The following is a 19,714-nucleotide window of genomic DNA, read 5'->3' on the forward strand; positions in this document are numbered from 1 at the left end:
TCGCGAAGGCACCTTGTTTCGCCACGAAATGAATACTTTTCCGGCGAACTTATGCCTATGCTAGCGTTGGGACGGTTGCCAGGCGCACCGGCGAGTATCGTCGGACGCGAGCGGCAGCTTGAGCAACGGAAGCATTCGCCCTTTGACTGGCGGAGGAAACCATGAAGCTCGTCAGCCTATTCGCCGGAACCGTCGGGTTCGTGGCGGTGGTCGGCCTTTCCTTATTGGCGGTAGCGGACATTCTCTTGACAACGTCCGACAAACCCGCGGAAAAAGAGGGGCTCGCGTGAAACGCGCTTTCTTACTTGCTGAAATGATCGGTTAATCGTCGGTCAAATAGGCGAGACGACTGGCGGCAAATCGGGAATATCGACGCGCGCATTCGAATGACGCGCCGTTGTCTTTCGAAATCCGCATCTCGACGTGTAATACGCTCTGCATCGGTCTCCGAATAAATCGCGCCGGCCTTCGCGTCGCAGCGGTCGATGCGCGTCCCCGGCCCGCGCCGCACTATGCCGTTCGTCCGCCCGCGCGGCCGCGCTGCCCGGCGAGCGGTCCACGGAACAGATGCGCTTTCACCCTTCTGTTCAGGGATTTGCACGGGCCGCATCCGTCCGAAAATCATCCACATAGGTCCGTCACGCGGAAATTGGCCGATTTCCGATGTGATATAATCCGCGAATAAATCAAAATTTCATTCGGCCAAAACTTTCAGCGGCAGGTTTTATCTAATGCTTGATTCAACGCGTACGAGCGCGGAGGAAGCATGTCTGTAGGCGGTGTTATAGGCGCAATTGTTTTTTTCGCAATAATCGGCCTCGCTTTGCTGGCCGTGTTCGAAATTATCTTTTCGCCTTCTTCCAAACATAAGGCAGATGAAATGAGCAAGCCGGCTCATAAGCGGCCTGCGTGGTATCGCAGGCGCGAGGTCGCCGTGCGCCGCGACGAGCCTTGATCCGCGACAAAATTTCCTGATCCGCCAACAAGTTAGGTCTCCCTCCGTATCGGCCCGTGGCCAGCGCCCGGCGCGCCGGCCATCGCACTGCGCAGCCATTCCGGCACAGCCGTTCAAAATCCCTCGCATTATTTAGCTGTCGCAACTGTGTGCGATAGCGCACCGCAGTCACGTGCCCCAGACTCTAGTCTTTCTTCGCCGGCATCATCATGAAATGTAGGTTCATCATTTCGAAAGCGCCGGAACACAACACATATAAAAGACAGTTAAGCGCTTAGCTAAAGATTTCAATTCTATCGACTGGCGAATCCGCTGCTGTCTGAGGGAAAAGAAAATGGCGCAACCCGCATATCCTTCCGTGCTTGAATGGTGGACGCGCATCGAGAAGCGGCTCTACGGCGACCCCGAAGAGACACCGCGACGCGCTCACGTTCGTGCTCCAATCACCGTCCTGTACGACGGCCACGAGAACATCGAGGCGCTGTGGAAAGCGCTGCTTCAGTGCCGAACGCCACATATCCAGGCCGTCTGGAAGTCCCCCGACTCCGGCGAAATGCGACTGCTCGCCGAGTCGTATGTCGCGATACCGGAGAAGCTTTTCTTCCTGAAGTCGTTGCAGACGAGCCTGCAGCGCGTCGCCGTTCTCGTCGACCGGGCGCAGAAGCGGCTCGACGCGAACCCGCCGCTGCGCGATCTTCCGCTCGTCAAGCCGAAGGCTCGGCCCGCGCGTCTGTCGGGTTTCACTTCGGCGTGCTTCGCGCTGCGCCATCTCGGCCGCAAAGTGCTGAATCAGCCGCTCAAGCTGCTGGTTCAGCGCGGACACTGGGTCCTGGCGTATCGGCGCACCGATGCCCCGTCCGCGGACGGCGACGAAAGCCGCAACTGGGTGACGCTTCCCGGCATGACGTCGCAGTTCCATGCCGATCCGTTCCTCTGGCGCGGCAAGAACGGCGACTATCACCTGTTCTTCGAAAGCCTGCCCTACGACACGAATCGCGGCACGATCAGCCATATCGCGTTCGATCCGGCCACGCAGACTTGGCAAGAGACGCCGCGCGTCGTGCTCGACAAGAACTATCACCTGTCGTATCCGTTCCTCTTCGAGCATGAGGGCGAGGTCTTCATGATTCCGGAGACCTGTGGCAACCGCACGATCGAGATGTACCGCGCGGCGTCGTTCCCGACGGAATGGGTGCTGCACAAGGTGATCATGCGCGATGTCGTCGCCGCCGATACGACGCTCCATCACGACGGCAAGACATGGTGGATGTTCACGAGCATGACGGAGGACGGCGGATCGAACTGGGACGAACTGTCGATTTTCTATTCCGACAGCCCGTTCGGCGAATGGACCGCGCATCCGATGAACCCGGTCGTTTCCGACTGCCGCCTCGCGCGCATGGCGGGCAACCTGTTCAAGGACGGCCAGAACCGCCTGATTCGCCCCGCGCAGAATTGCGAGCGCGAATACGGCGCGGCGCTGACGTTCCGCGAGATCACCGAGCTCACGACGACGACCTATGCCGAGCGCACGGTGTCGGTTCGCACGCCGCCGCGCGGTCATCAGGGGTTGCATACGTGGAATGCGGTCGGCGGGATCACGGTCATCGATCTCAAGACGCAGCTTCGCAAATGGAATCCGTGGCGCGGTGCGATGAGGCGCGCCTGACGCCCGCAGGACGCGCGCGGACAGGAGAACCGGCGTGTGGCACGTCGCACAGTGCGTGCCACCGCGCCGGCTTACATTGATGACTCGCCGGAGCGTGCCCCGGCGAGGCAGCCCATCGTCATAAAACACACCCGTCAGTACAAGCATTGCCGCCAGCGACGCGCGCGTCGGTTGCCTGGAGACGGGCCCATCGTAGAAAAACGGCAGCCGGGACCATGAAGCTTCTCCATGTCATCGTTGCGCTCAATGCGGACGGCGCTGAACGTATGCTTCAGCGCCTCATCGAGTCGCACATCGAAGATCCGCGATTTCGTCACGTCGTCTGCTCGCTGACGACCACCGGCAAGATCGGCGAAGAACTCGCCGCGCGCGGCATCGACGTTCATAGCCTCGGCATGAAATCCCCGCTCGGCTTTCCGCGCGCGTTGATGCGCCTCGTGAAACTGATCCGCGAAGAACGCCCCGACATCATTCAGACGTGGATGTATCACGCCGACTTTCTCGGCGGGCTCGCCGGACGGATCGCGGCGCACAAGCGCATCGTCTGGGGCGTGCGCACCACCGATGTCCGATCGGGCGGCTCGCGCGTGACCGTGCTGCTGCGCAAGATCTGCGCGTGGCTGTCGTACTACGTGCCGCAGACGATCGTCTGCGCGGCCGAGGCGTCGCGCCGCGCGCATGTGTCGGTCGGCTACGACGCGAGCCGCATGATGGTCGTGCCGAACGGCTTCGACGTCGCGCGCCTGTGCGCCACGCCGGAGCAACGCAGCGCGATCCGCGAGCAATGCGGATTCGGCGAGCGCGACGTCGTCGTCGGCGTGCTCGGACGCTTTCATCCGGTGAAGGATCACCAGAATTTCGTGCGCGCGGCGGGCATGTTGGCCGCGCGCCATCCCGATGTGCGCTTCATGCTCGTCGGCCGCGATCTCGACGCGAACAATCGCGAGCTCGCGGACTGGATCGCGCAGACGGGATTCGCATCGCGCTTCGTGCTGCTCGGCGAGCGGCGCGACGTGCCCGCGTGCCTGTCGGCGATGGATGTGTTCTGCCTGTCGTCGCGCACCGAAGGATTTCCGAATGTCGTCGGCGAAGCGATGGCGATGGCGCTTCCGTGCGTCGTCACCGACGTGGGCGACGCGGCCATGCTCGTCGCGAATACGGGCGTGGTCGTCGAGAAGGAAAACAGCGACGCGCTCGCGGCGGGACTCGATCGCATCGTCGACATGAAACCCGACGAGCGCCTTCGTCTGGGTCAGATGGCGAAAGCGCGCATCCACGCCGAATTCACGATGATGCGCGCGCGCGAGCGTTTCGAAGATATCTACCTGCGGCTCGTCGAAGAGAAATGAGCATCGCATAAGCGCGGCCTATGGCCGGATCGTAAGGAGAACCAATATGTGCGGTATCGTCGGCTTTCTGGGTGGACGCGGCTTCGGCGCGGGCGACTCGAAGACAACGGTGCGGAAGATGGCGCTCGCCATCGCCTATCGCGGCCCCGACGACGCGGGCGACTGGACCGATGATTTGCGCGGCATCGCGCTCGGTCATCGGCGGCTGGCGATCATCGATCTGTCGTCGGCGGGACATCAGCCGATGGCGTCGGGCAGCGGGCGATATGTCATCGCGTTCAATGGCGAGATCTACAACCATCTCGACCTGCGCGACGAGCTCGAAGACACGCAACGCGCGCCCGCGTGGCGCGGCAGCTCCGACACCGAGACGCTCGTCGCGGGCTTCGATGCGTGGGGCATCCAGGCGACGATAGAGCGCGCGGTCGGCATGTTCGCGTTCGCGGTGTGGGACCGGCAGGAATGCCAGCTCACGCTCGCGCGCGACCGGCTCGGCGAAAAGCCGCTCTACTACGGCTGGCAAGGGCAGGGCGAGGAAGCCGCGTTCCTGTTCGGCTCCGAGCTCAAAGGGCTGCGCGAGCATCCCGCGTTCGAGAACAACGTCGATCGCGGCGCGTTGACGCTGCAAATCCGCCACGGCTGCGTGCCGTCGCCGTATTCCATTTTCGAGGGCATCCGCAAGCTCGAACCGGGCAAGATGCTCACCGTCTCGCTCGAACGGCGCGAGCCGCGCGTGTGGTCGTACTGGTCGGGCGTCGATGCGGCGGTCAACGGATCCGCACGCGGTTTCGCGGGCAGCGCCGAAGACGCCGTCGATGAACTCGAGCATCTGCTCACGGACGCGATCCGTCAGCAGATGCTTTCCGACGTGCCCCTCGGCGCGTTTCTGTCGGGCGGCGTGGATTCGTCCACGATCGTCGCGCTGATGCAGAAGCAGTCGTCGCGTCCGGTGAAGACCTTCACCATCGGCTTCAACGAAAGCGATTTCGACGAAGCCAAGCTCGCGAAGGCCGTCTCCAGGCATCTCGGCACGGAGCACACCGAGATGTACGTGACGGCGCGCCAGGCGCTCGATGTGATTCCGCGTCTGCCGGAGCTATACGACGAACCGTTCGCTGATTCGTCGCAGGTGCCGACGTTCCTCGTCTCGCAACTCGCGCGGCAGCACGTCACGGTCTCGCTGTCCGGCGATGCCGGCGACGAGCTTTTCTGCGGCTATCAGCGTTACAAGACCGCGCCGGGCATGTGGGACAAGATGACGATGATGCCGGCGCCGTTGCGCAAGCTGGCGGCATCGGGTATAGCCGGAATCTCGCCGAAGCGCTGGAACAGCATGGCGGGCCTGATGGAGCCGATTCTGCCGTCGTCGCTGCGCGGCGTGAAGGTCGGCGACAAGCTGCACAAGGGCGCGGAACTGCTGTCGTGCCAGTCGCGCGACGAGGTGTATCTGCATCTCATGTCGCAATGGAACGACCCCGCCGCGCTCGTGATCGGCGGATACCAGCCGCCCACGCTGATGACCGGCAATGCGCCGGCCTTCACCGGCCTCGACGACGTGCAGCGCATGATGGCGCTCGACATGATTACCTATCTACCCGACGACATTCTCACGAAAGTCGATCGCGCCGCGATGGGCGTGTCGCTCGAAACGCGCGTGCCGTTCCTCGATCATCGCGTCGTGGAGTTCGCGTGGCGTCTGCCGCAATCGATGAAAGTGCGCGACGGACAGACCAAATGGGCGCTGCGCCAGGTGCTCTATCGCCATGTGCCGCGCGCGATGATCGAGCGGCCCAAGCAGGGCTTCGGCGTGCCGATCACGCACTGGCTGCGCGGCGAGCTGCGCGACTGGGCGGAGGCCTTGCTCGATGCGTCGCGGCTGCGTCGCGAGGGCTTCTTCGACGCCGCCACGGTGCGCGCGAAATGGCAGCAGCATCTGTCGGGCGAGCAGAACTGGCATCGTCAGTTGTGGAACGTGCTGATGTTCCAGCAGTGGCTCGAGCACCAGCAGGCATCGTCGATCCCGCTCTTCGCGTCGCACACGGCGGATCTCGCGAGCGTCGCAAGCTGATATCGAATGCGCCGCGCTCGACGCGGTTCGAATGACGAAGGCCTTGATCGGAAGCGATCAAGGCCTTTTTTTATGCGTCGATTGCACGCGCCTCACTGCTCAGGCTCAGTGCATCGCTGCTTTACCGCTTGACTGCATCGCTAAAACTAAAAGGCCCCGGTCGATTCGACCGGGGCCTTTCGTGATTACGTCTGGACGAACTGCTCAGGATCACTTGTGATGTGTCGTCTGCTCGGCAACCGCGCTGGCAACGACGCTGCGCCGCTGACTGCCGAGGAGCCATCGCGGCGTCTTGAACCGCACGATCGCCGTGTAGAGCCACACGTACGCCACCGCGAACACGACCGCCGTCACCGCGAGCACCACCGGGTTGTGCCAGAAGAGCGACGCGGGCACGATGCCGATCATGCTCAGCACCCACAGATACGGCGACGTGCGCGCGTTTCTGCGCTGACGCTGACGCGGGTCCGTTCCTTTGCGCACGACTCGCTTGAAGATGAGCGTGTGCAGATGGATGCCGTCGGGCGCGCCGACCGGACGCCCGCGCACGATCCGGCGGCGGTAGATCGAGAAGAGCGTTTCGAAAAGCGGATAAATCGCGACGACCATTGCATACCACGCACAGACGTTCGGATGCCGCGCGACCAGCAGCACGAGCAATTCGGCGATCGTGAAGCCGATGAAATACGCACCGCCGTCACCGAGAAAAATCGACGCAGCCGGATAGTTCCAGATCGCGAAGCCGCCGATCGCGCCGATCATCGTGAGCGCGGTGCTCATCACGAGCAGATCGCCGACTTCATGCGCGACATAGCCGATCGAACCGAAGATCAGAATCGCCACGACGGCGGCGAGTCCGTTGAAACCGTCGATGATATTGACCGCGTTGGTGAGTCCGGCGACCGCGAGCACGGTGAGTCCGATCGCAATGGGCGTGACGGCGAGGATCGGATCGACGAGCGGCAGATCCACACGGCCGACGACGCCGTTGAGAATGAACGCGCCGAGCAGCGCGGCCAGCATCGCGCTCAGGAGCCGCGCCCGCACGCTCACGCGCTTGGTCAGGTCTTCGATCACGCCGCTTCCGAATGCGGGCGCTGCGCAAAGCAGCAGCAAAAGGGACTCGTCGCGCGGATTGCCGCCGAAGATCGCGGCGATGGGAAACGTCACGCAGGCCGCGACCATCAATGCGATGCCGCCGACCCGCGGAACCGGATGAGAATGGTTCTTTTGAACCCCGTTCAAATCATGATCCAGGGAAAGCGCCCCGTAGCGTCCCGCGAATCGAACTATAAGTAGCGTCATGCAGAAAGAACTGATGAAGCCAAGCGCAAGGTTTAACATTTTTTTCACTCACGAAGAGGGCGCATCTCTTTTCGAATATCAATACCCGAAAGCCTATGGTAGGTACAACCCCTGCCATTGTCCACGCATTTATGGCGCTTTAATGTGTGAAACCGAGCCTACTGCGATTTTATTGGGGCTTCCCCCGATTATTCATACAAACCCGAAATTAATAGCGCGTTAAAACACGGATTTCATATAAAGGACTTAATGCGCGCTTTTGAAATTCGCGCCTTGTCCGTACGCAAGCCCACCTTCGCGCGCATATTCTTGTGAGGGCCGGTACGTTTTTCCCTGCGTTAGAGCGCAGCGGGCCGGCGCTGCCGGCACAACAGGCCCGACGAGCCCGTCCCGGCGGGCGAAAAAATGTCCGCAAATCGAACCCAGGCTAAACCGGTTTTCTTCATAGAATTAGCAGTTCGATTAATAGCGATTATATGTGCGGTGCCGCGCATACAACAAGGCGGCCTATGCTACTTTTCGATTTGCTCAAATGGCCCGCATACTCGTTAAATTCTTAAAAGCGGGAAAGCGAACACTCGGTCGCTCTGAAAGGTTCGATAAACAACAAAAATCGTCTGTGGGAATTTCTCTTTTTTTGGGTCGTGTGTTTCAATACGACTGCAATGCCGGGGCGGGATTTTAACGGCCCTGAATGCAGGCCTGAATTCAAGAATAAGGAAATGATGTTTGCGCCCTTAGGGGTGCGCCGCAGGTGTTTCGATCCGCATCCGGTGCGCTTGCCGCGCCGGTCCCATAAGAGCCTGTAACGAGACGTTCTATGAAAGTTAAAAATCAGGCGTCAGCCGTAATGGCCGAGAGCGAGAAAGAGATCGAGCTAACGTCGATTCTCGAAACGCTGGGCCGTCACTGGAAGATGATCGCGGCGACCGTGGCGGTCGTCTTCAGCATCGGGGTGGTGTACGCGTATTTCTCGGCCCCGATTTATCAGGCCGGCATGCTCGTCAGAGTCGACGACTCGAGCAATGGACAGCCGGCCGACTCACGCGACATGGTTCGGACCGCGGCCACGCTGTTCGATCAGCGTGCGACGGCCGAAGGCGAGATCCAGGTCATCGGATCGAAGTTCGTGCTCGGTCCCGTCGTCGATGCGCTCAAGCTGTACATCCAGGCAGCGCCGCATCGCTTCCCGATCATCGGGGGCATGGTCGCCCGCATGAACGATGAAACGTCGACTCCCGGTCTCTTCGGCCGCGGCGGTTACGCATGGGGCGCCGAATCGATCGACGTGTCCGCGTTCGACGTGCCGAAGAAATACGAAGGCAAGGAATACACGCTGCGCTATCTCGGCAACGGCCAGTATCAGGTGCGCGGCCCGGGCGTCGAAACGGGCGTCGGCGGCCAGGTCGGCAGCGTGCAGCGTTTCGACACGGACGCCGGTCCCATCTCGCTGCTCGTGGGCTTCATCCACGGCGAGAAGGGCGTCGAATTCGATCTGACGCGTAACTCGCGCGTGTCCGCTATCGATCGTCTGCAGAATTCGCTGGCGATCGCCGAGCAGGGCAACAAGTCGGGCGTCATCAGCACGACACTGGAAGGCAAGGACCCGGTGCTCGTGGCGGCGACGATCAACGAACTGTCGCGCATGTACGTGAAGCAGAACGCCGATCGTCGCGGGATCAACGCCGAGAAGTCGCTCGAATATCTCGAGCAGCAGCTTCCCGACGCCAAGCGTCAGATGGAAACGGCCGAAGACAACTACAACGCGTATCGCAACAGCCGCACGCTGTTCAATCCGGACGAAGAAGGCCGCATCGTGATGCAGCAGGCTTCGCAAGCGGATGCGCAGTTGCTCGACCTGAAGCGCCGTCGCGCCGACCTGGCCGTGCACTTCTCGCCCTCGCACCCGAGCGTGGTGGTGATCGACCAGCAGATCGCGGCGACCGAGAAGTACATCAACGACCTGGCAGCGCGCGTCAAGGCGATGCCGCAGGCCGAGCAGGGCGCGCTTCGTTTGCAACGCGACGTGCGCATGAGCACCGACGTCTATTCGGCATTGCGCAACAACATTGAAACGATGCGCCTCATCAAAGCCGGCCGCACGCCGACGGTGGAGCTGCTCGACCACGCCGAAGTGCCCGAGCGTCCCGTCAAGCCGGTCAAGGCGCTGGTGCTCGTGATCGCGGCTGGTATCGGTCTGTTCCTCGGCATCGTGATGGCGTTCGCTCGCGACTTCCTGTTCAAGGGCGTGCTCGATCCGAAGGAACTGGAATCGAAGACGGGTCTTTCGGTATTCGCGACGATTCCGGACAGCGAGCGTCAGAAGGAACTCGCGAAGCGCATCGCCGAGAAGAAGCCGGAACAGCTCGCGCTCGCCTCGCGTTACCCGACCGATCCGGCTGTGGAAGGCCTGCGCATGATGCGCTCGTCCCTGCAGTACGCGTTGATGGATGCGCCGAACAACGTCGTGATGCTCGCGGGTCCGCTGCCCGGCATCGGCAAGTCGTTCGTCTCCGCGAACCTGGCGACGCTGCTCGCCGCCGGCGGCAAGCGCGTGCTGCTCGTCGACTGCGACCTGCGCCGTGGCCACCTGAACCAGTACTTCGGCCTGCCGCGCGGCAAGGGTCTCGTGGATGTCGTGAACGGTTCGGCCACGCTCGAAGAGACCGTGCATCGCTCGGTGCTGAACAATCTCGACTTCGTCCAGTGCGGCTTCTATCCGCCGGACCCGGCCGAGCTGCTTTTGTCGGACGCATTCACGGAATCGGTGAATCGCGCATCGGCGGAATACGACATCGTGCTGCTCGACGCACCGGCCATTCTGGCGGTGTCCGACACGGCGATCATGGCGCCCGTCGCGGGCTCGATCTTCCTGGTTGCGCGTTATGGGGATACGCGTTCCGGGGAAATCTCGGAGTCCGTGAAGCGGCTCGAACAATCGGGCGCAAGCGTCACCGGCGTGTTGCTCAACGGCTTCAAGGTGCACTACGGCAACTATGCCCAGGCGCGCCAGTACGGCGGCTACGCCTACGCTGCCTACAAGGCCGACAAGGAAGACTAGAGACTGACTCATCCGGCATTTGCTTCAGCTGGCCCCGAATCGAACAGCAGTACTAAATAAACGTCCTGAGTTGCATAACGAGGAGAAGTGAATATGTTCTCGCCGCAAGAGTTGAAACTCGGCATTGTCGGATTGGGCTACGTTGGCCTGCCGCTCGCCGTCGAATTTGGCAAGCGCCATCCCGTCGTGGGCTTCGATATCAATCGCGCGCGCATCAACGCGCTGCGCGAAGGGCGCGATGTCACGCTCGAAGTCGACGATGCCGAGCTGGCTTCCGCGACCTTCATGCAGTACAGCGCCGATGTAGAAGACCTGCGCAGCTGCACCGTGTTCATCGCGACCGTGCCGACACCGATCGATCACTACAAGCGTCCGGACCTGTCGCCGCTGATCGGCGCATCGACGACCATCGGCAGCGTGCTCAAGAAGGGCGACGTCGTCATCTATGAATCGACGGTTTATCCCGGCGCGACCGAAGAAGAGTGCGTCCCGGTGCTCGAAAAGATGTCGGGCCTGAAGTTCAACGAAGACTTCTTCGTCGGCTACAGCCCCGAGCGCATCAACCCGGGCGACAAGTCGCACCGCCTGCCGGACATCAAGAAGGTCACGTCCGGCTCGACGCCCGAAGTGGCCGATTTCGTCGACGAGCTCTATCGCGGCATCATCACGGCCGGCACGCACAAGGCGAGCAGCATCCGCGTCGCCGAAGCGGCCAAGGTGATCGAGAACACGCAGCGCGACGTGAACATTGCGCTGATCAATGAACTGTCGATCATCTTCAACAAGATGAACATCGACACCGAATCCGTGCTGCTCGCGGCCGGCACGAAATGGAACTTCATCCCGTTCCGCCCGGGCCTCGTCGGCGGCCACTGCATCGGCGTGGATCCGTATTACCTGACGCACAAGGCGCAGGCGATCGGCTATCACCCGGAGATCATCCTCGCCGGGCGCCGCCTGAACGACAGCATGGGCAACTATGTCGTATCGCAGCTCGTGAAGACGATGACCAAGCGCGACATCGCCATTTCGGGCGCGCGCGTGCTCATCATGGGTCTCACGTTCAAGGAGAACTGCCCGGACCTGCGCAACACGCGCGTGGTCGACATCATCGCCGATCTCAAGGAGTACGGCGTCCAGGTCGACGTGTACGACCCGTGGGTCTCGAAGGAAGAGGCGCATCACGAGTACGGCATCGATCCGATCGATCAGCCCGCCAAGGGCGTCTACGATGCGGTCGTGCTCGCGGTGGCGCACAAGCAGTTCGCCGATGAAGGCGCGGAAGGCATTCACGCCTACGGCAAGTCGCAGCACGTGCTGTGCGACCTCAAGTACGTTCTGCCGCCCGAGGCGAGCGACATGCGTCTCTGAGGTTCGGTGCATCGGCATTGACCGGTGCAGGCCGTCGCACAACATCGCCGCGGTTCGGCTCCCGGAATTTCGGGGGTTGCCCGCGGCGATGTCAACCGGACGTTCGGAGTTCGCAATGAAGATGCCCAAGGTAGTTCTGTACGCCAACACCGATTGGTATCTGTTTAATTTCCGGCTTTCGTTCGCTCGCAAACTGCGCGACGCGGGTTTCGAAGTCATTCTGTTGTCACCCGACGGCGAATACGGCCCGAAGCTGCGCGATCAGGGTTTTCGCTGGCATGCGGTGCCGATGAACCGGCGCAGTCTGAATCCGCTGCGCGAACTGGCGCTCGTGCTCTGGCTCGCGCGCTTCTTCCAGCGCGAAAAGCCGCAACTGGTGCACGGCTTCACGATCAAGAGCGCGGTGTACGGCTCGTTCGCGAGCAAGCTCGCAGGCGTGCCGGCGCGCGTGAACGCGGTCGCGGGGATGGGCTACGTCTTCACGAGCCGCGATCTGAAAGCGCGTATCTTGAAGCCGGTCGTGCGCACGGTGATGCGCTCGGCGCTGAACGGCCGCGACAGCATTCTCGTCCTGCAGAATCCGGACGACATCAAGCTGTTCGAAGCTGCGCGCATCGTCGAGAAGCAGTCGATTCGTCTGATCAAGGGATCGGGCGTCGATCTGACGCGCTTCAAGGTGCGCGAGGCGTCGCCGGACGATGCGGCCAAGCCGCTGCGCATTCTGCTGGCGGCGCGGCTCGTGTGGGACAAGGGCATCGAAGAATATGTGGAGGCGGCGCGCATGCTGCGCCGCGAGAATCGCACCGTGCGCTTCCTGCTCGCGGGTTCGCCCGACGACGGCAACCCGGCATCGGTGAGCACGGCGATGGTGCAGGGCTGGGTGAAGGAAGGGCTCGTCGAATGGCTCGGTCATGTGAGCGACATGCCGAAGCTCTTCACGGAAGTGGATGTGATGGTGCTGCCGAGCTATCGAGAAGGCTTGCCGAAAGCGCTGATCGAAGCCGCGGGCTGCGCGCTGCCGCTCATCACGACGGACGCGCCGGGCTGCCGCGAAGTGGTCAGCGAGTCGGGCGTGGATGGTTTGCAAGTGCCGGTGCGCGATGCACGCGCGCTCGCCGATGCGATCCGCCAGCTCGACGACGACCGCGCGCTCGCGAGAAAGCTGGGCCTCGCCGCGCGCGAGAAGGCACTGAAGAATTTCGACGAACGCATCGTCATCGAGAAGACGCTCGCCGTGTATCGCGAGCTGGTTCCCTCGATCGCGATCGAAGACGAGCGCCGCGAACACGCCGCGCCCGTCGGCAAATTTGGAGACTTTCATGTCTGATCGTTACGAATCGATCCGTCAACAACTGACGCGCACGCCGCAGAAGTGGCTCATTACCGGCGTCGCCGGGTTCATCGGCTCGAATCTGCTCGAAGCGCTGCTGAAGCTCGACCAGGACGTCGTCGGGCTCGACAACTTCGCGACCGGGCATCAGCGCAATCTCGATGAAGTGCGCTCGCTCGTGACGCCCGCGCAATGGGCGCGCTTTCGCTTCATCGAAGGCGATATCCGCAATATCGACGATTGCCGCACCGCGGTGACAGGCGTCGCGCACGTTCTGCACGAAGCGGCGCTCGGCTCGGTGCCGCGCTCCGTGAACGATCCGATCACGACGCACGAAGTCAACATCAGCGGCTTTCTGAACATGCTCGTCGCCGCGCGCGACGCGAAAGTCGAGAGCTTCACTTACGCCGCGTCGAGCTCGACGTATGGCGACCATCCGGGCCTGCCGAAAGTCGAGGATCGCATCGGCCAGCCGCTTTCGCCGTATGCGGTGACGAAGTACGCCAACGAGCTGTACGCTTCGGTCTTTGCGCGCACGTACGGGTTGAACGCCATCGGTCTGCGTTACTTCAACGTGTTCGGCAAGCGCCAGGATCCGGACGGCGCGTATGCGGCCGTGATCCCGAAGTGGACGGCCGCGCTCATCGACGACGAACAGGTGACGATCAACGGTGACGGCGAAACGAGCCGCGATTTCTGCTTCATCGACAACGTGGTGCAGATGAACATCCTCGCTGCGCTCTCCGAGCCGCAAGCGCGCAATCAGGTCTACAACGTCGCGGTCGGCGATCGCACGACGCTCAATCAGCTCTATGACGGCTTGAAGCGCGTGCTCGCGGATAACGGCGTCATCAACGAAGGCAGCCCGGTGTATGCGCCGTTCCGCGCGGGCGATGTGCGTCATTCGCAAGCGAACGTCGATAAGGCCGCGCAACTGCTCGGCTATGCGAGCGCCATTCCGCTCGCCGACGGACTCGCGATCGCGATGCCGTGGTACATCCGCTTTCTGTCGCAGCGCCGCGTGCCGGTCGAAGCCGAACTCGCGACGAGGCCCGCATGAAAATAGTCGTTTTCATCTACTCGATGCACGGCGGCGGCGCTGAACGCGTCACTGCCAATCTCGCGAACGAGTGGGCGGCGCTCGGCTGGGAAGTGACCGTCGTCACGCTGACAGCCGGTGAAGGCGATGTCTATCCGTTTCATCCGGGCGTGAAGCGCATCGAGCTGGGGCTCGCGGGCGGCGTCGAGGGCGGCGGCTTCGTGCGTACGCTGCTGTCGAACGCGAAGCGCGTGCGCGCGTTCCGCAAGGTGTTGCGCGAGACGAAGCCTACTGTCGCGCTCGGCGTCATGGCGACGGCCAACGTGCTCGCCGTGCTTGCGGGCATCGGGCTGCCGTACAAGATCATCGCGAGCGAGCACACGCATCCGCCGCGCGCGCCGCTCACGCCGTTCTGGGAGCGTCTGCGGCTCTTGACGTATCGCTTCGCGGACAAGGTCGTCGCGCTCACCGACGAAACCCGCGACTGGATCGAAACGCATTGCCGCGCGACAGACGTCAAGGTGATTCCGCCGCCGTTCACGCTGCCTATCGCGCGAACGAATCCGATCATCGAGCCGAAAAGCGTCGTGAAGGACGGGCGCAAGTTGTTGCTCGCGGTCGGACGGCTCTCACCCGAAAAAGGTTTCGACAGCCTCATCGATGCGTTCAGGAAGATTGCCGGCGCGCTGCCGCAATGGGATCTGGTGATCGTCGGCGAAGGGCTTGCGCGTGCGAGTCTCGAACGCCGTGTCGAAGAGGCGAAGCTGCGCGGCCGCGTGTTTCTGCCTGGCCGCGCGGGCAACGTCGCGGACTGGTACGAGCGCGCCGATCTCTACGTGCTGAGTTCGCACTTCGAGGGCTTCTCGATGACGCTCGTCGAAGCGATGGCGAGCGGCTGCGCGGCCGTGAGCTACGACTGCGATTCGGGTCCGCGCGTGATCGTCACGCACGGCATGAACGGCCTGCTCGTGAACCCGGTCGGCGATGCGAGCGCGCTCGCGAAGTCGCTCGAATCGCTGATGAAGGACGACGCAGAACGTCATCGCATGGCGCTGTGCGCGACGTCGGTCAACGACACGTTCGCGTTGTCGAAGACCATCGCACTGTGGCAGGAAGTGTTCGAAGAGTCGGGCGTGAAGGTGCCGCGTCGCGCGGAACTCCACGTTCCCGCAGCCGGACGATGAGGAGCCACGACCGATGAAGATCATGCTCGTGGTCAGTTCGATGGGAAGCGGCGGCGCGGAGCGCGTCGCGGCCTCGCTCGTCAATGCGTGGGCGCAACGCGGCGATACGGTGACGCTCGTCATCACGTATAGCGGCCGTGGCGCGTGCTTTTATCCGCTCGCGCCGAACGTGCGCTGCGTCTTCCTCGCCGATCGCGTGAAGGCCGGCGCGCGTATGCTGCAATATCCCGCGCGCTTTCGCGCGCTGCGTGCGCTGATCCGCGAAAGCGCGCCCGATGTGGTCGTGTCGTTCCTCTCGAACGTGAACATCACGACGATTCTCGCGACGCGCGGCCTCGGCATTCCGGTGATCGCGAGCGAGCACATCGATCCGTCCGCCGACGGCCGTTCGCAGCTCATGAGCCAGATGTGCCGCTTCGTTTATCCGAGCGCGGACCTGCTCACGCTGCTCACGGACAACATGGAGGCATCGTTCAGGAAGATGGTGCCGCGCGTGAAGCGCATCGAAGTGGTGCCCAATCCGCTGCCGGACGAGTTGTTGCTGTTGCAGCCCGAAACCATCGAGAAGAGCGCGCGCAAGCGGCTCGTCGCGGTCGGGCGTCTCAACACGCAAAAACAGTTCGATCTGCTGATCGATGTATTCGCGACGCTCGCGCCCGAGTTTCCGGACTGGGATCTGTGGATCTGGGGCGAAGGCCCGGAGCGCGCGGTGCTCGAAGCGCAGGTCGCGCAACTGAAGATGAACGAGCGCGTGCTGATGCCCGGCAAGACGACGACGCCTTGGGAAGAGATGGCGCGCTCGGATGCGTTCGTGCTGTCGTCGCGCTACGAAGGTCTGCCGATGGCGATGCTCGAAGGCATGGCGCTCGGCCTCGCGACGGTCGCGTTCGACTGCAAGAGCGGCCCGCGCGAACTCACGCGCGACGGCCAGGACGGTCTGCTCGTGCCTGCCGGCGACAAGGCCGCTCTGATCGATGCGCTGCGCCGCGTGATGTCGGACGAAGCGTTGCGCGCCGAGCTCGGACGCAAGGCGGCGGCATCGGTACGGCAGCGTTATTCGTCGCCGGCGATCCTGCGTCAGTGGGACGCGATCTTCGCGCAACTCGGCGCACGCTCGCGCGGCGGCGAAGGCAAGAGCACGGCTTATGCGCGTGCGGTGACGGGAGAGAAAGCGTAATGGTCGACCGGCGACAAGTGATCCGCTCGCTGCTGATGGGCGCCGTCGCCGGTGGAGCGGGCGTCGCCGGCTTCGACGCGCGCGCGGCGCAGAAACGCGATGTCGTCACCGACAAGTCGTTCGGCGTGAGGGGCGACGGCAAGACGAACGATCGCATCGCGCTGCAGCGGGCCATCGATCAATCCGTCGATTCGACCTTGCTCATCACGGGCAAGTGCCGTATCGACGACAAAGGGCTCGACCTGCGGCGCGATAGTCACCTGCGCTTCGCACCGGGCGCGTCGATCAAGCTGCTGCCGCACGATACGTCGTTCTATTCGATCTTCCGCATCTGGGACGTGAGCAACGTGCTCGTCGAGAACGCGGTGCTCGACGGTAGCAAGGAGCTTAATGCCGCGAAACCGGCGCTGCGTGAAAACGGTCACGGCATGGGCTTTTCGATTGCGGGAAGCACGGAGGTGACGCTCATCTCGCCGAAGACGATCGGCTGCTGGGGCGATGGCATCTATATCGCCAACAGCTACAACGTCGCGTTTAAGTACAGCAGCGGTATTCGCGTGGTGAATCATCATGCGGACCGCTGCCGCAGACAAGGCGTGTCGATCATCAGCGGACGCAACATCGTGTTCGAGAATCCGCTGTGGGAGAACATCGGCGGCACGCAGCCGGAAGCGGGGCTCGACGCGGAGCCGAACAGCAACGCCGATATTCTCGAGAACATTCGCATCGTCAATCCGACGACGCGCAATTGCCGGTACGGGATCATCGTCTGGCTGGAGGAGATCGTCGGGCCGATGCCCAAGCATGTCGATATCGGCATCACGAATCATCGCGACGAAGGCGCGAGCGATGCCGCGTTCGCCGTGTCATCGCTCAAGCTGAATGGGCGCAAGGTGTCCGGGCAGATCGCGAGTCATTCGCCGACATGGGTGAGTCCGAAGATGTCGACAGTGGAAAGCATCGATTACGACAAGGCGGGACCGAAGATCATCGTCACCAACCTGAGGCTCGTGCCATGAAAGCCGCGCCCACACACAATAACTAAAGCGGAAAAAAGGCCAATACGATGCAAGCAACGACAATGAACAATACGGCGCAGCAAAGCGCACAGAGCGCGCAGAGCGAACCGATACGACGCATGACCGGATTCGCGTACTTCATGACGCCATCCGGCTGGGCGTTCCTTGTGCTCGCGGCCACGGCGCTCTCGATCGTCGCGTTCCGCGAGCGCAGCGTCGGCCTGATCTTCGACCAGGAAGCGTACATCCAGTACTTCCGCTCGACCGACTGGCACTGGCTTGTGCAGTTCTATCAGAACCGCGAGTCGGATATGGGCTTTCTCATCAGCCTTATCACGGAAGAACTGGGCTGGCGCTCGTGGGTCATCCTCCTCAATGCGTTCGGCGTGTCGCCCGAAGGCGGCATCCGCATTACGGTGGTGCTGCTTAACCTGGTCGTGATGTATTCGCTGTTGCAGACGCGCAGGCCGCTCATCGGTCTCGTTCTGTGGCTCGTGATTCCGTATGCGCTCGCTACGGTCGGTCTGTTCCAGATCCGCCAGGGCTTCGGTCTGGCCATCGCGATGCTCTTCGCGCTGCGCTTCAATAAGCCGACCATCGGCATGGGGCTCGCGAGCTTCGTGCACACGACCTTCGCGGTGCCTACAGCGTTCCTGATGACCGCCGGTTTCATCGGCGAGCAAAGGAAAGCGCGCGCGCTCGTCGCGGTGAGCGTGGTGGCGATCGTGCTTGCGTCGGCGGCGAAGTTTCTGTTTGCGACCTACGGCGGCCGTCGTATCGACGAGTACTCGGGCTATCAGGAAAACTTCACGATCAAGCTGCTGTCGCTGCTGCTGTTCTACACGATGGCATCGGTCATGGTGCTCTACTCGACGTGGCGCGCGCAGGATACGCAGCGTCAGCGCGCATTCACGCGGCTGTCGATCATGCATGTCGGACTCTTCGTGTATCTCGTCGTTGCGTTCTTCGTGTTTCCGTTCGCGAAGGGCCGCGTCTGGTATTGCGTGCCGCTGCTGCTGCCGTTCCTCGCGCCCGAGATCAAGTTCAAGAACGCGATGGTTCTGGTCATCACCTTCGGCGTGTTCGTGGCCGTCGCAGCCGACGCCACGAAGAGTTATTTCGAAGGCGTCTATCACTACTTCCTGATGCCCTGACGACGATGTCCTACTTCCTGATTTCGCTCGATTTCGAACTGATGTGGGGCGTGCGCGACCATCGCTCGATCGCCACATACGGAAAGAACATTCTCGGCGTGCGCGAGGCGATTCCGGCGATGCTCGACATCTTCACGAAGTATCGCGTGAAGGCGACGTGGGCGACGGTCGGCATGCTGCTGTTCGATAACAAAAAGGACCTGCTCGCGAATCTGCCCGACGTCCGGCCGACTTATACCGATACGAAGCTGAGTCCATACGCCAACGGTTATCTCGATTCGATCGGCGATAACGAAAAGAGCGATCCGTACCACTATGGTCTGTCGCTCGCGCGTCGGATCGTCGATACCGAAGGCAGCGAGCTCGCGAGCCATACGTTCTGCCATTACTACGCACTCGAAGCAGGGCAAAACAAGGCGCAGTTCGCCGCCGACATGGAAGCATCCGTCGCATCGATCCGGCGTCTCGCCGATCCGCCCGCGAGCATCGTGTTTCCGCGCAATCAGGTGAACAACGCGTATCTGTCGGTGTGCGCGGAGCAAGGGCTCGTCGCGTATCGCGGCACGGAGCGCAGCTGGATGTATCGCGAAACCTCGCGCGCCGATGAAGCGGCGATGCGCCGCGCGGCGCGTCTCGTCGATACGTACATCAATATCTCAGGCGATCACGCGTTCGATCCGCGCCCGGCTCGCGGACTCATCGACGTGCGTTCGAGCCGCTTCCTGCGTCCATATGCGCGCAACAAGCGCGCGCTCGAATGGCTGCGCATCCATCGGATCAAGCAGTCGATGACGTCGGCGGCGCGCACGGGGCGTTCGTTCCACTTGTGGTGGCATCCGCATAACTTCGGTGCGAATCTGGCCGAGAACCTCGGCGTCCTCGAAGCGGTGCTGAAGCATCACGTGTACTTGAGAGAGACCTACGGCATGCAGCCCGCGACCATGGCGGAAGTCGCGCGGGCGACGCAATCGGAAGAAAGCCGGCTTGCGGAGATGGAATTCGGTTTGTTCGTATGACGAAGTAATCAGGAAAG

Annotated in this window: 14 protein-coding genes; 13 read left to right on the forward strand and 1 reads right to left on the reverse strand. The window is 62.3% G+C overall.

The genetic code is table 11. The annotated features are described in order from the left end of the window. The first annotated feature begins 161 nt into the window (after positions 1–161). From NCR93_RS31950 to asnB, 4 genes are all read left to right on the forward strand, one after another. On the forward strand, positions 162–290 hold the full coding sequence (locus NCR93_RS31950) for a hypothetical protein (RefSeq protein ID WP_275446092.1): 129 nt from the start codon (positions 162–164) through the stop codon (positions 288–290). A gap of 999 nt (positions 291–1,289) precedes the next feature. Then, positions 1,290–2,624: a glucosamine inositolphosphorylceramide transferase family protein gene (locus tag NCR93_RS27405; protein ID WP_175980294.1), complete on the forward strand. Its 1,335-nt coding sequence runs from the start codon at positions 1,290–1,292 to the stop codon at positions 2,622–2,624. A 215-nt stretch (positions 2,625–2,839) separates the two neighbouring features. Continuing rightward, a complete protein-coding gene (locus NCR93_RS27410) occupies positions 2,840–3,973 on the forward strand; it encodes a glycosyltransferase family 4 protein (RefSeq protein WP_008346158.1) in 1,134 nt (377 codons plus the stop codon). A 46-nt stretch (positions 3,974–4,019) separates the two neighbouring features. After that, on the forward strand, positions 4,020–6,041 hold the full coding sequence (asnB, locus tag NCR93_RS27415; protein WP_008346159.1) for an asparagine synthase (glutamine-hydrolyzing): 2,022 nt from the start codon (positions 4,020–4,022) through the stop codon (positions 6,039–6,041). Between the two features lie 210 nt (positions 6,042–6,251). Here asnB and NCR93_RS27420 read toward each other — a convergent pair whose 3' ends face one another. Further along, complete coding sequence (locus NCR93_RS27420) at positions 6,252–7,385, reverse strand: MraY family glycosyltransferase (RefSeq protein WP_033536894.1); 1,134 nt, start codon at positions 7,383–7,385, stop codon at positions 6,252–6,254. A gap of 781 nt (positions 7,386–8,166) precedes the next feature. Here NCR93_RS27420 and NCR93_RS27425 point away from each other — a divergent pair. The 9 genes from NCR93_RS27425 (at position 8,167) to NCR93_RS27465 (ending at position 19,697) form a co-directional block, all read left to right on the forward strand. After that, a complete protein-coding gene (locus NCR93_RS27425; RefSeq protein ID WP_033536895.1) occupies positions 8,167–10,407 on the forward strand; it encodes a polysaccharide biosynthesis tyrosine autokinase in 2,241 nt (746 codons plus the stop codon). 93 nt (positions 10,408–10,500) lie between these two features. Beyond that, positions 10,501–11,778 (forward strand): Vi polysaccharide biosynthesis UDP-N-acetylglucosamine C-6 dehydrogenase TviB, encoded by a 1,278-nt coding sequence (gene tviB / locus NCR93_RS27430; RefSeq protein WP_008346170.1) that lies wholly within the window; start codon positions 10,501–10,503, stop codon positions 11,776–11,778. 115 nt (positions 11,779–11,893) lie between these two features. Further along, complete coding sequence (locus tag NCR93_RS27435) at positions 11,894–13,105, forward strand: glycosyltransferase family 4 protein (RefSeq protein ID WP_008346171.1); 1,212 nt, start codon at positions 11,894–11,896, stop codon at positions 13,103–13,105. After that, positions 13,098–14,168, forward strand: coding sequence for an SDR family oxidoreductase (locus NCR93_RS27440; protein ID WP_175980293.1), 1,071 nt, complete (start codon positions 13,098–13,100; stop codon positions 14,166–14,168). The genes NCR93_RS27435 and NCR93_RS27440 overlap by 8 nt, the downstream gene beginning before the upstream one ends. After that, positions 14,165–15,331: a glycosyltransferase family 4 protein gene (locus NCR93_RS27445; protein ID WP_175980292.1), complete on the forward strand. Its 1,167-nt coding sequence runs from the start codon at positions 14,165–14,167 to the stop codon at positions 15,329–15,331. Before NCR93_RS27440 ends, NCR93_RS27445 begins: the two co-directional genes overlap by 4 nt. A gap of 13 nt (positions 15,332–15,344) precedes the next feature. Next, the gene (locus NCR93_RS27450) at positions 15,345–16,508 is read left to right on the forward strand and encodes a glycosyltransferase family 4 protein (RefSeq protein ID WP_008346177.1); all 1,164 of its coding nucleotides are present in this window, start codon (positions 15,345–15,347) and stop codon (positions 16,506–16,508) included. Further along, positions 16,508–17,527: a hypothetical protein gene (locus NCR93_RS27455; protein ID WP_175980291.1), complete on the forward strand. Its 1,020-nt coding sequence runs from the start codon at positions 16,508–16,510 to the stop codon at positions 17,525–17,527. Before NCR93_RS27450 ends, NCR93_RS27455 begins: the two co-directional genes overlap by 1 nt. A 47-nt stretch (positions 17,528–17,574) precedes the next feature. Further along, on the forward strand, positions 17,575–18,681 hold the full coding sequence (locus NCR93_RS27460) for an EpsG family protein (protein ID WP_235366307.1): 1,107 nt from the start codon (positions 17,575–17,577) through the stop codon (positions 18,679–18,681). Positions 18,682–18,686: 5 nt separating this feature from the next. Next, complete coding sequence (locus tag NCR93_RS27465) at positions 18,687–19,697, forward strand: polysaccharide deacetylase family protein (RefSeq protein WP_175980290.1); 1,011 nt, start codon at positions 18,687–18,689, stop codon at positions 19,695–19,697. The last annotated feature ends 17 nt before the right edge of the window (positions 19,698–19,714 follow it).

This window comes from Caballeronia sp. ATUFL_F1_KS39, assembly GCF_023630985.1.
Taxonomy (GTDB): domain Bacteria; phylum Pseudomonadota; class Gammaproteobacteria; order Burkholderiales; family Burkholderiaceae; genus Caballeronia; species Caballeronia zhejiangensis.

What these genes read in the sequence shown, in the direction of transcription:
- asnB (WP_008346159.1), top strand. Translation starts at nt 4,020, where the DNA reads ATGTGCGGTATCGTCGGCTTTCTGGGTGGACGCGGCTTCGGCGCGGGC.
- NCR93_RS27440 (WP_175980293.1), top strand. Translation starts at nt 13,098, where the DNA reads ATGTCTGATCGTTACGAATCGATCCGTCAACAACTGACGCGCACGCCG.
- NCR93_RS27405 (WP_175980294.1), top strand. Translation starts at nt 1,290, where the DNA reads ATGGCGCAACCCGCATATCCTTCCGTGCTTGAATGGTGGACGCGCATC.
- NCR93_RS27410 (WP_008346158.1), top strand. Translation starts at nt 2,840, where the DNA reads ATGAAGCTTCTCCATGTCATCGTTGCGCTCAATGCGGACGGCGCTGAA.
- NCR93_RS27435 (WP_008346171.1), top strand. Translation starts at nt 11,894, where the DNA reads ATGAAGATGCCCAAGGTAGTTCTGTACGCCAACACCGATTGGTATCTG.
- NCR93_RS31950 (WP_275446092.1), top strand. Translation starts at nt 162, where the DNA reads ATGAAGCTCGTCAGCCTATTCGCCGGAACCGTCGGGTTCGTGGCGGTG.
- NCR93_RS27450 (WP_008346177.1), top strand. Translation starts at nt 15,345, where the DNA reads ATGAAGATCATGCTCGTGGTCAGTTCGATGGGAAGCGGCGGCGCGGAG.
- NCR93_RS27455 (WP_175980291.1), top strand. Translation starts at nt 16,508, where the DNA reads ATGGTCGACCGGCGACAAGTGATCCGCTCGCTGCTGATGGGCGCCGTC.
- NCR93_RS27420 (WP_033536894.1), bottom strand. Translation starts at nt 7,385, where the DNA reads ATGTTAAACCTTGCGCTTGGCTTCATCAGTTCTTTCTGCATGACGCTA.
- NCR93_RS27425 (WP_033536895.1), top strand. Translation starts at nt 8,167, where the DNA reads ATGAAAGTTAAAAATCAGGCGTCAGCCGTAATGGCCGAGAGCGAGAAA.
- NCR93_RS27445 (WP_175980292.1), top strand. Translation starts at nt 14,165, where the DNA reads ATGAAAATAGTCGTTTTCATCTACTCGATGCACGGCGGCGGCGCTGAA.
- tviB (WP_008346170.1), top strand. Translation starts at nt 10,501, where the DNA reads ATGTTCTCGCCGCAAGAGTTGAAACTCGGCATTGTCGGATTGGGCTAC.
- NCR93_RS27465 (WP_175980290.1), top strand. Translation starts at nt 18,687, where the DNA reads ATGTCCTACTTCCTGATTTCGCTCGATTTCGAACTGATGTGGGGCGTG.
- NCR93_RS27460 (WP_235366307.1), top strand. Translation starts at nt 17,575, where the DNA reads ATGCAAGCAACGACAATGAACAATACGGCGCAGCAAAGCGCACAGAGC.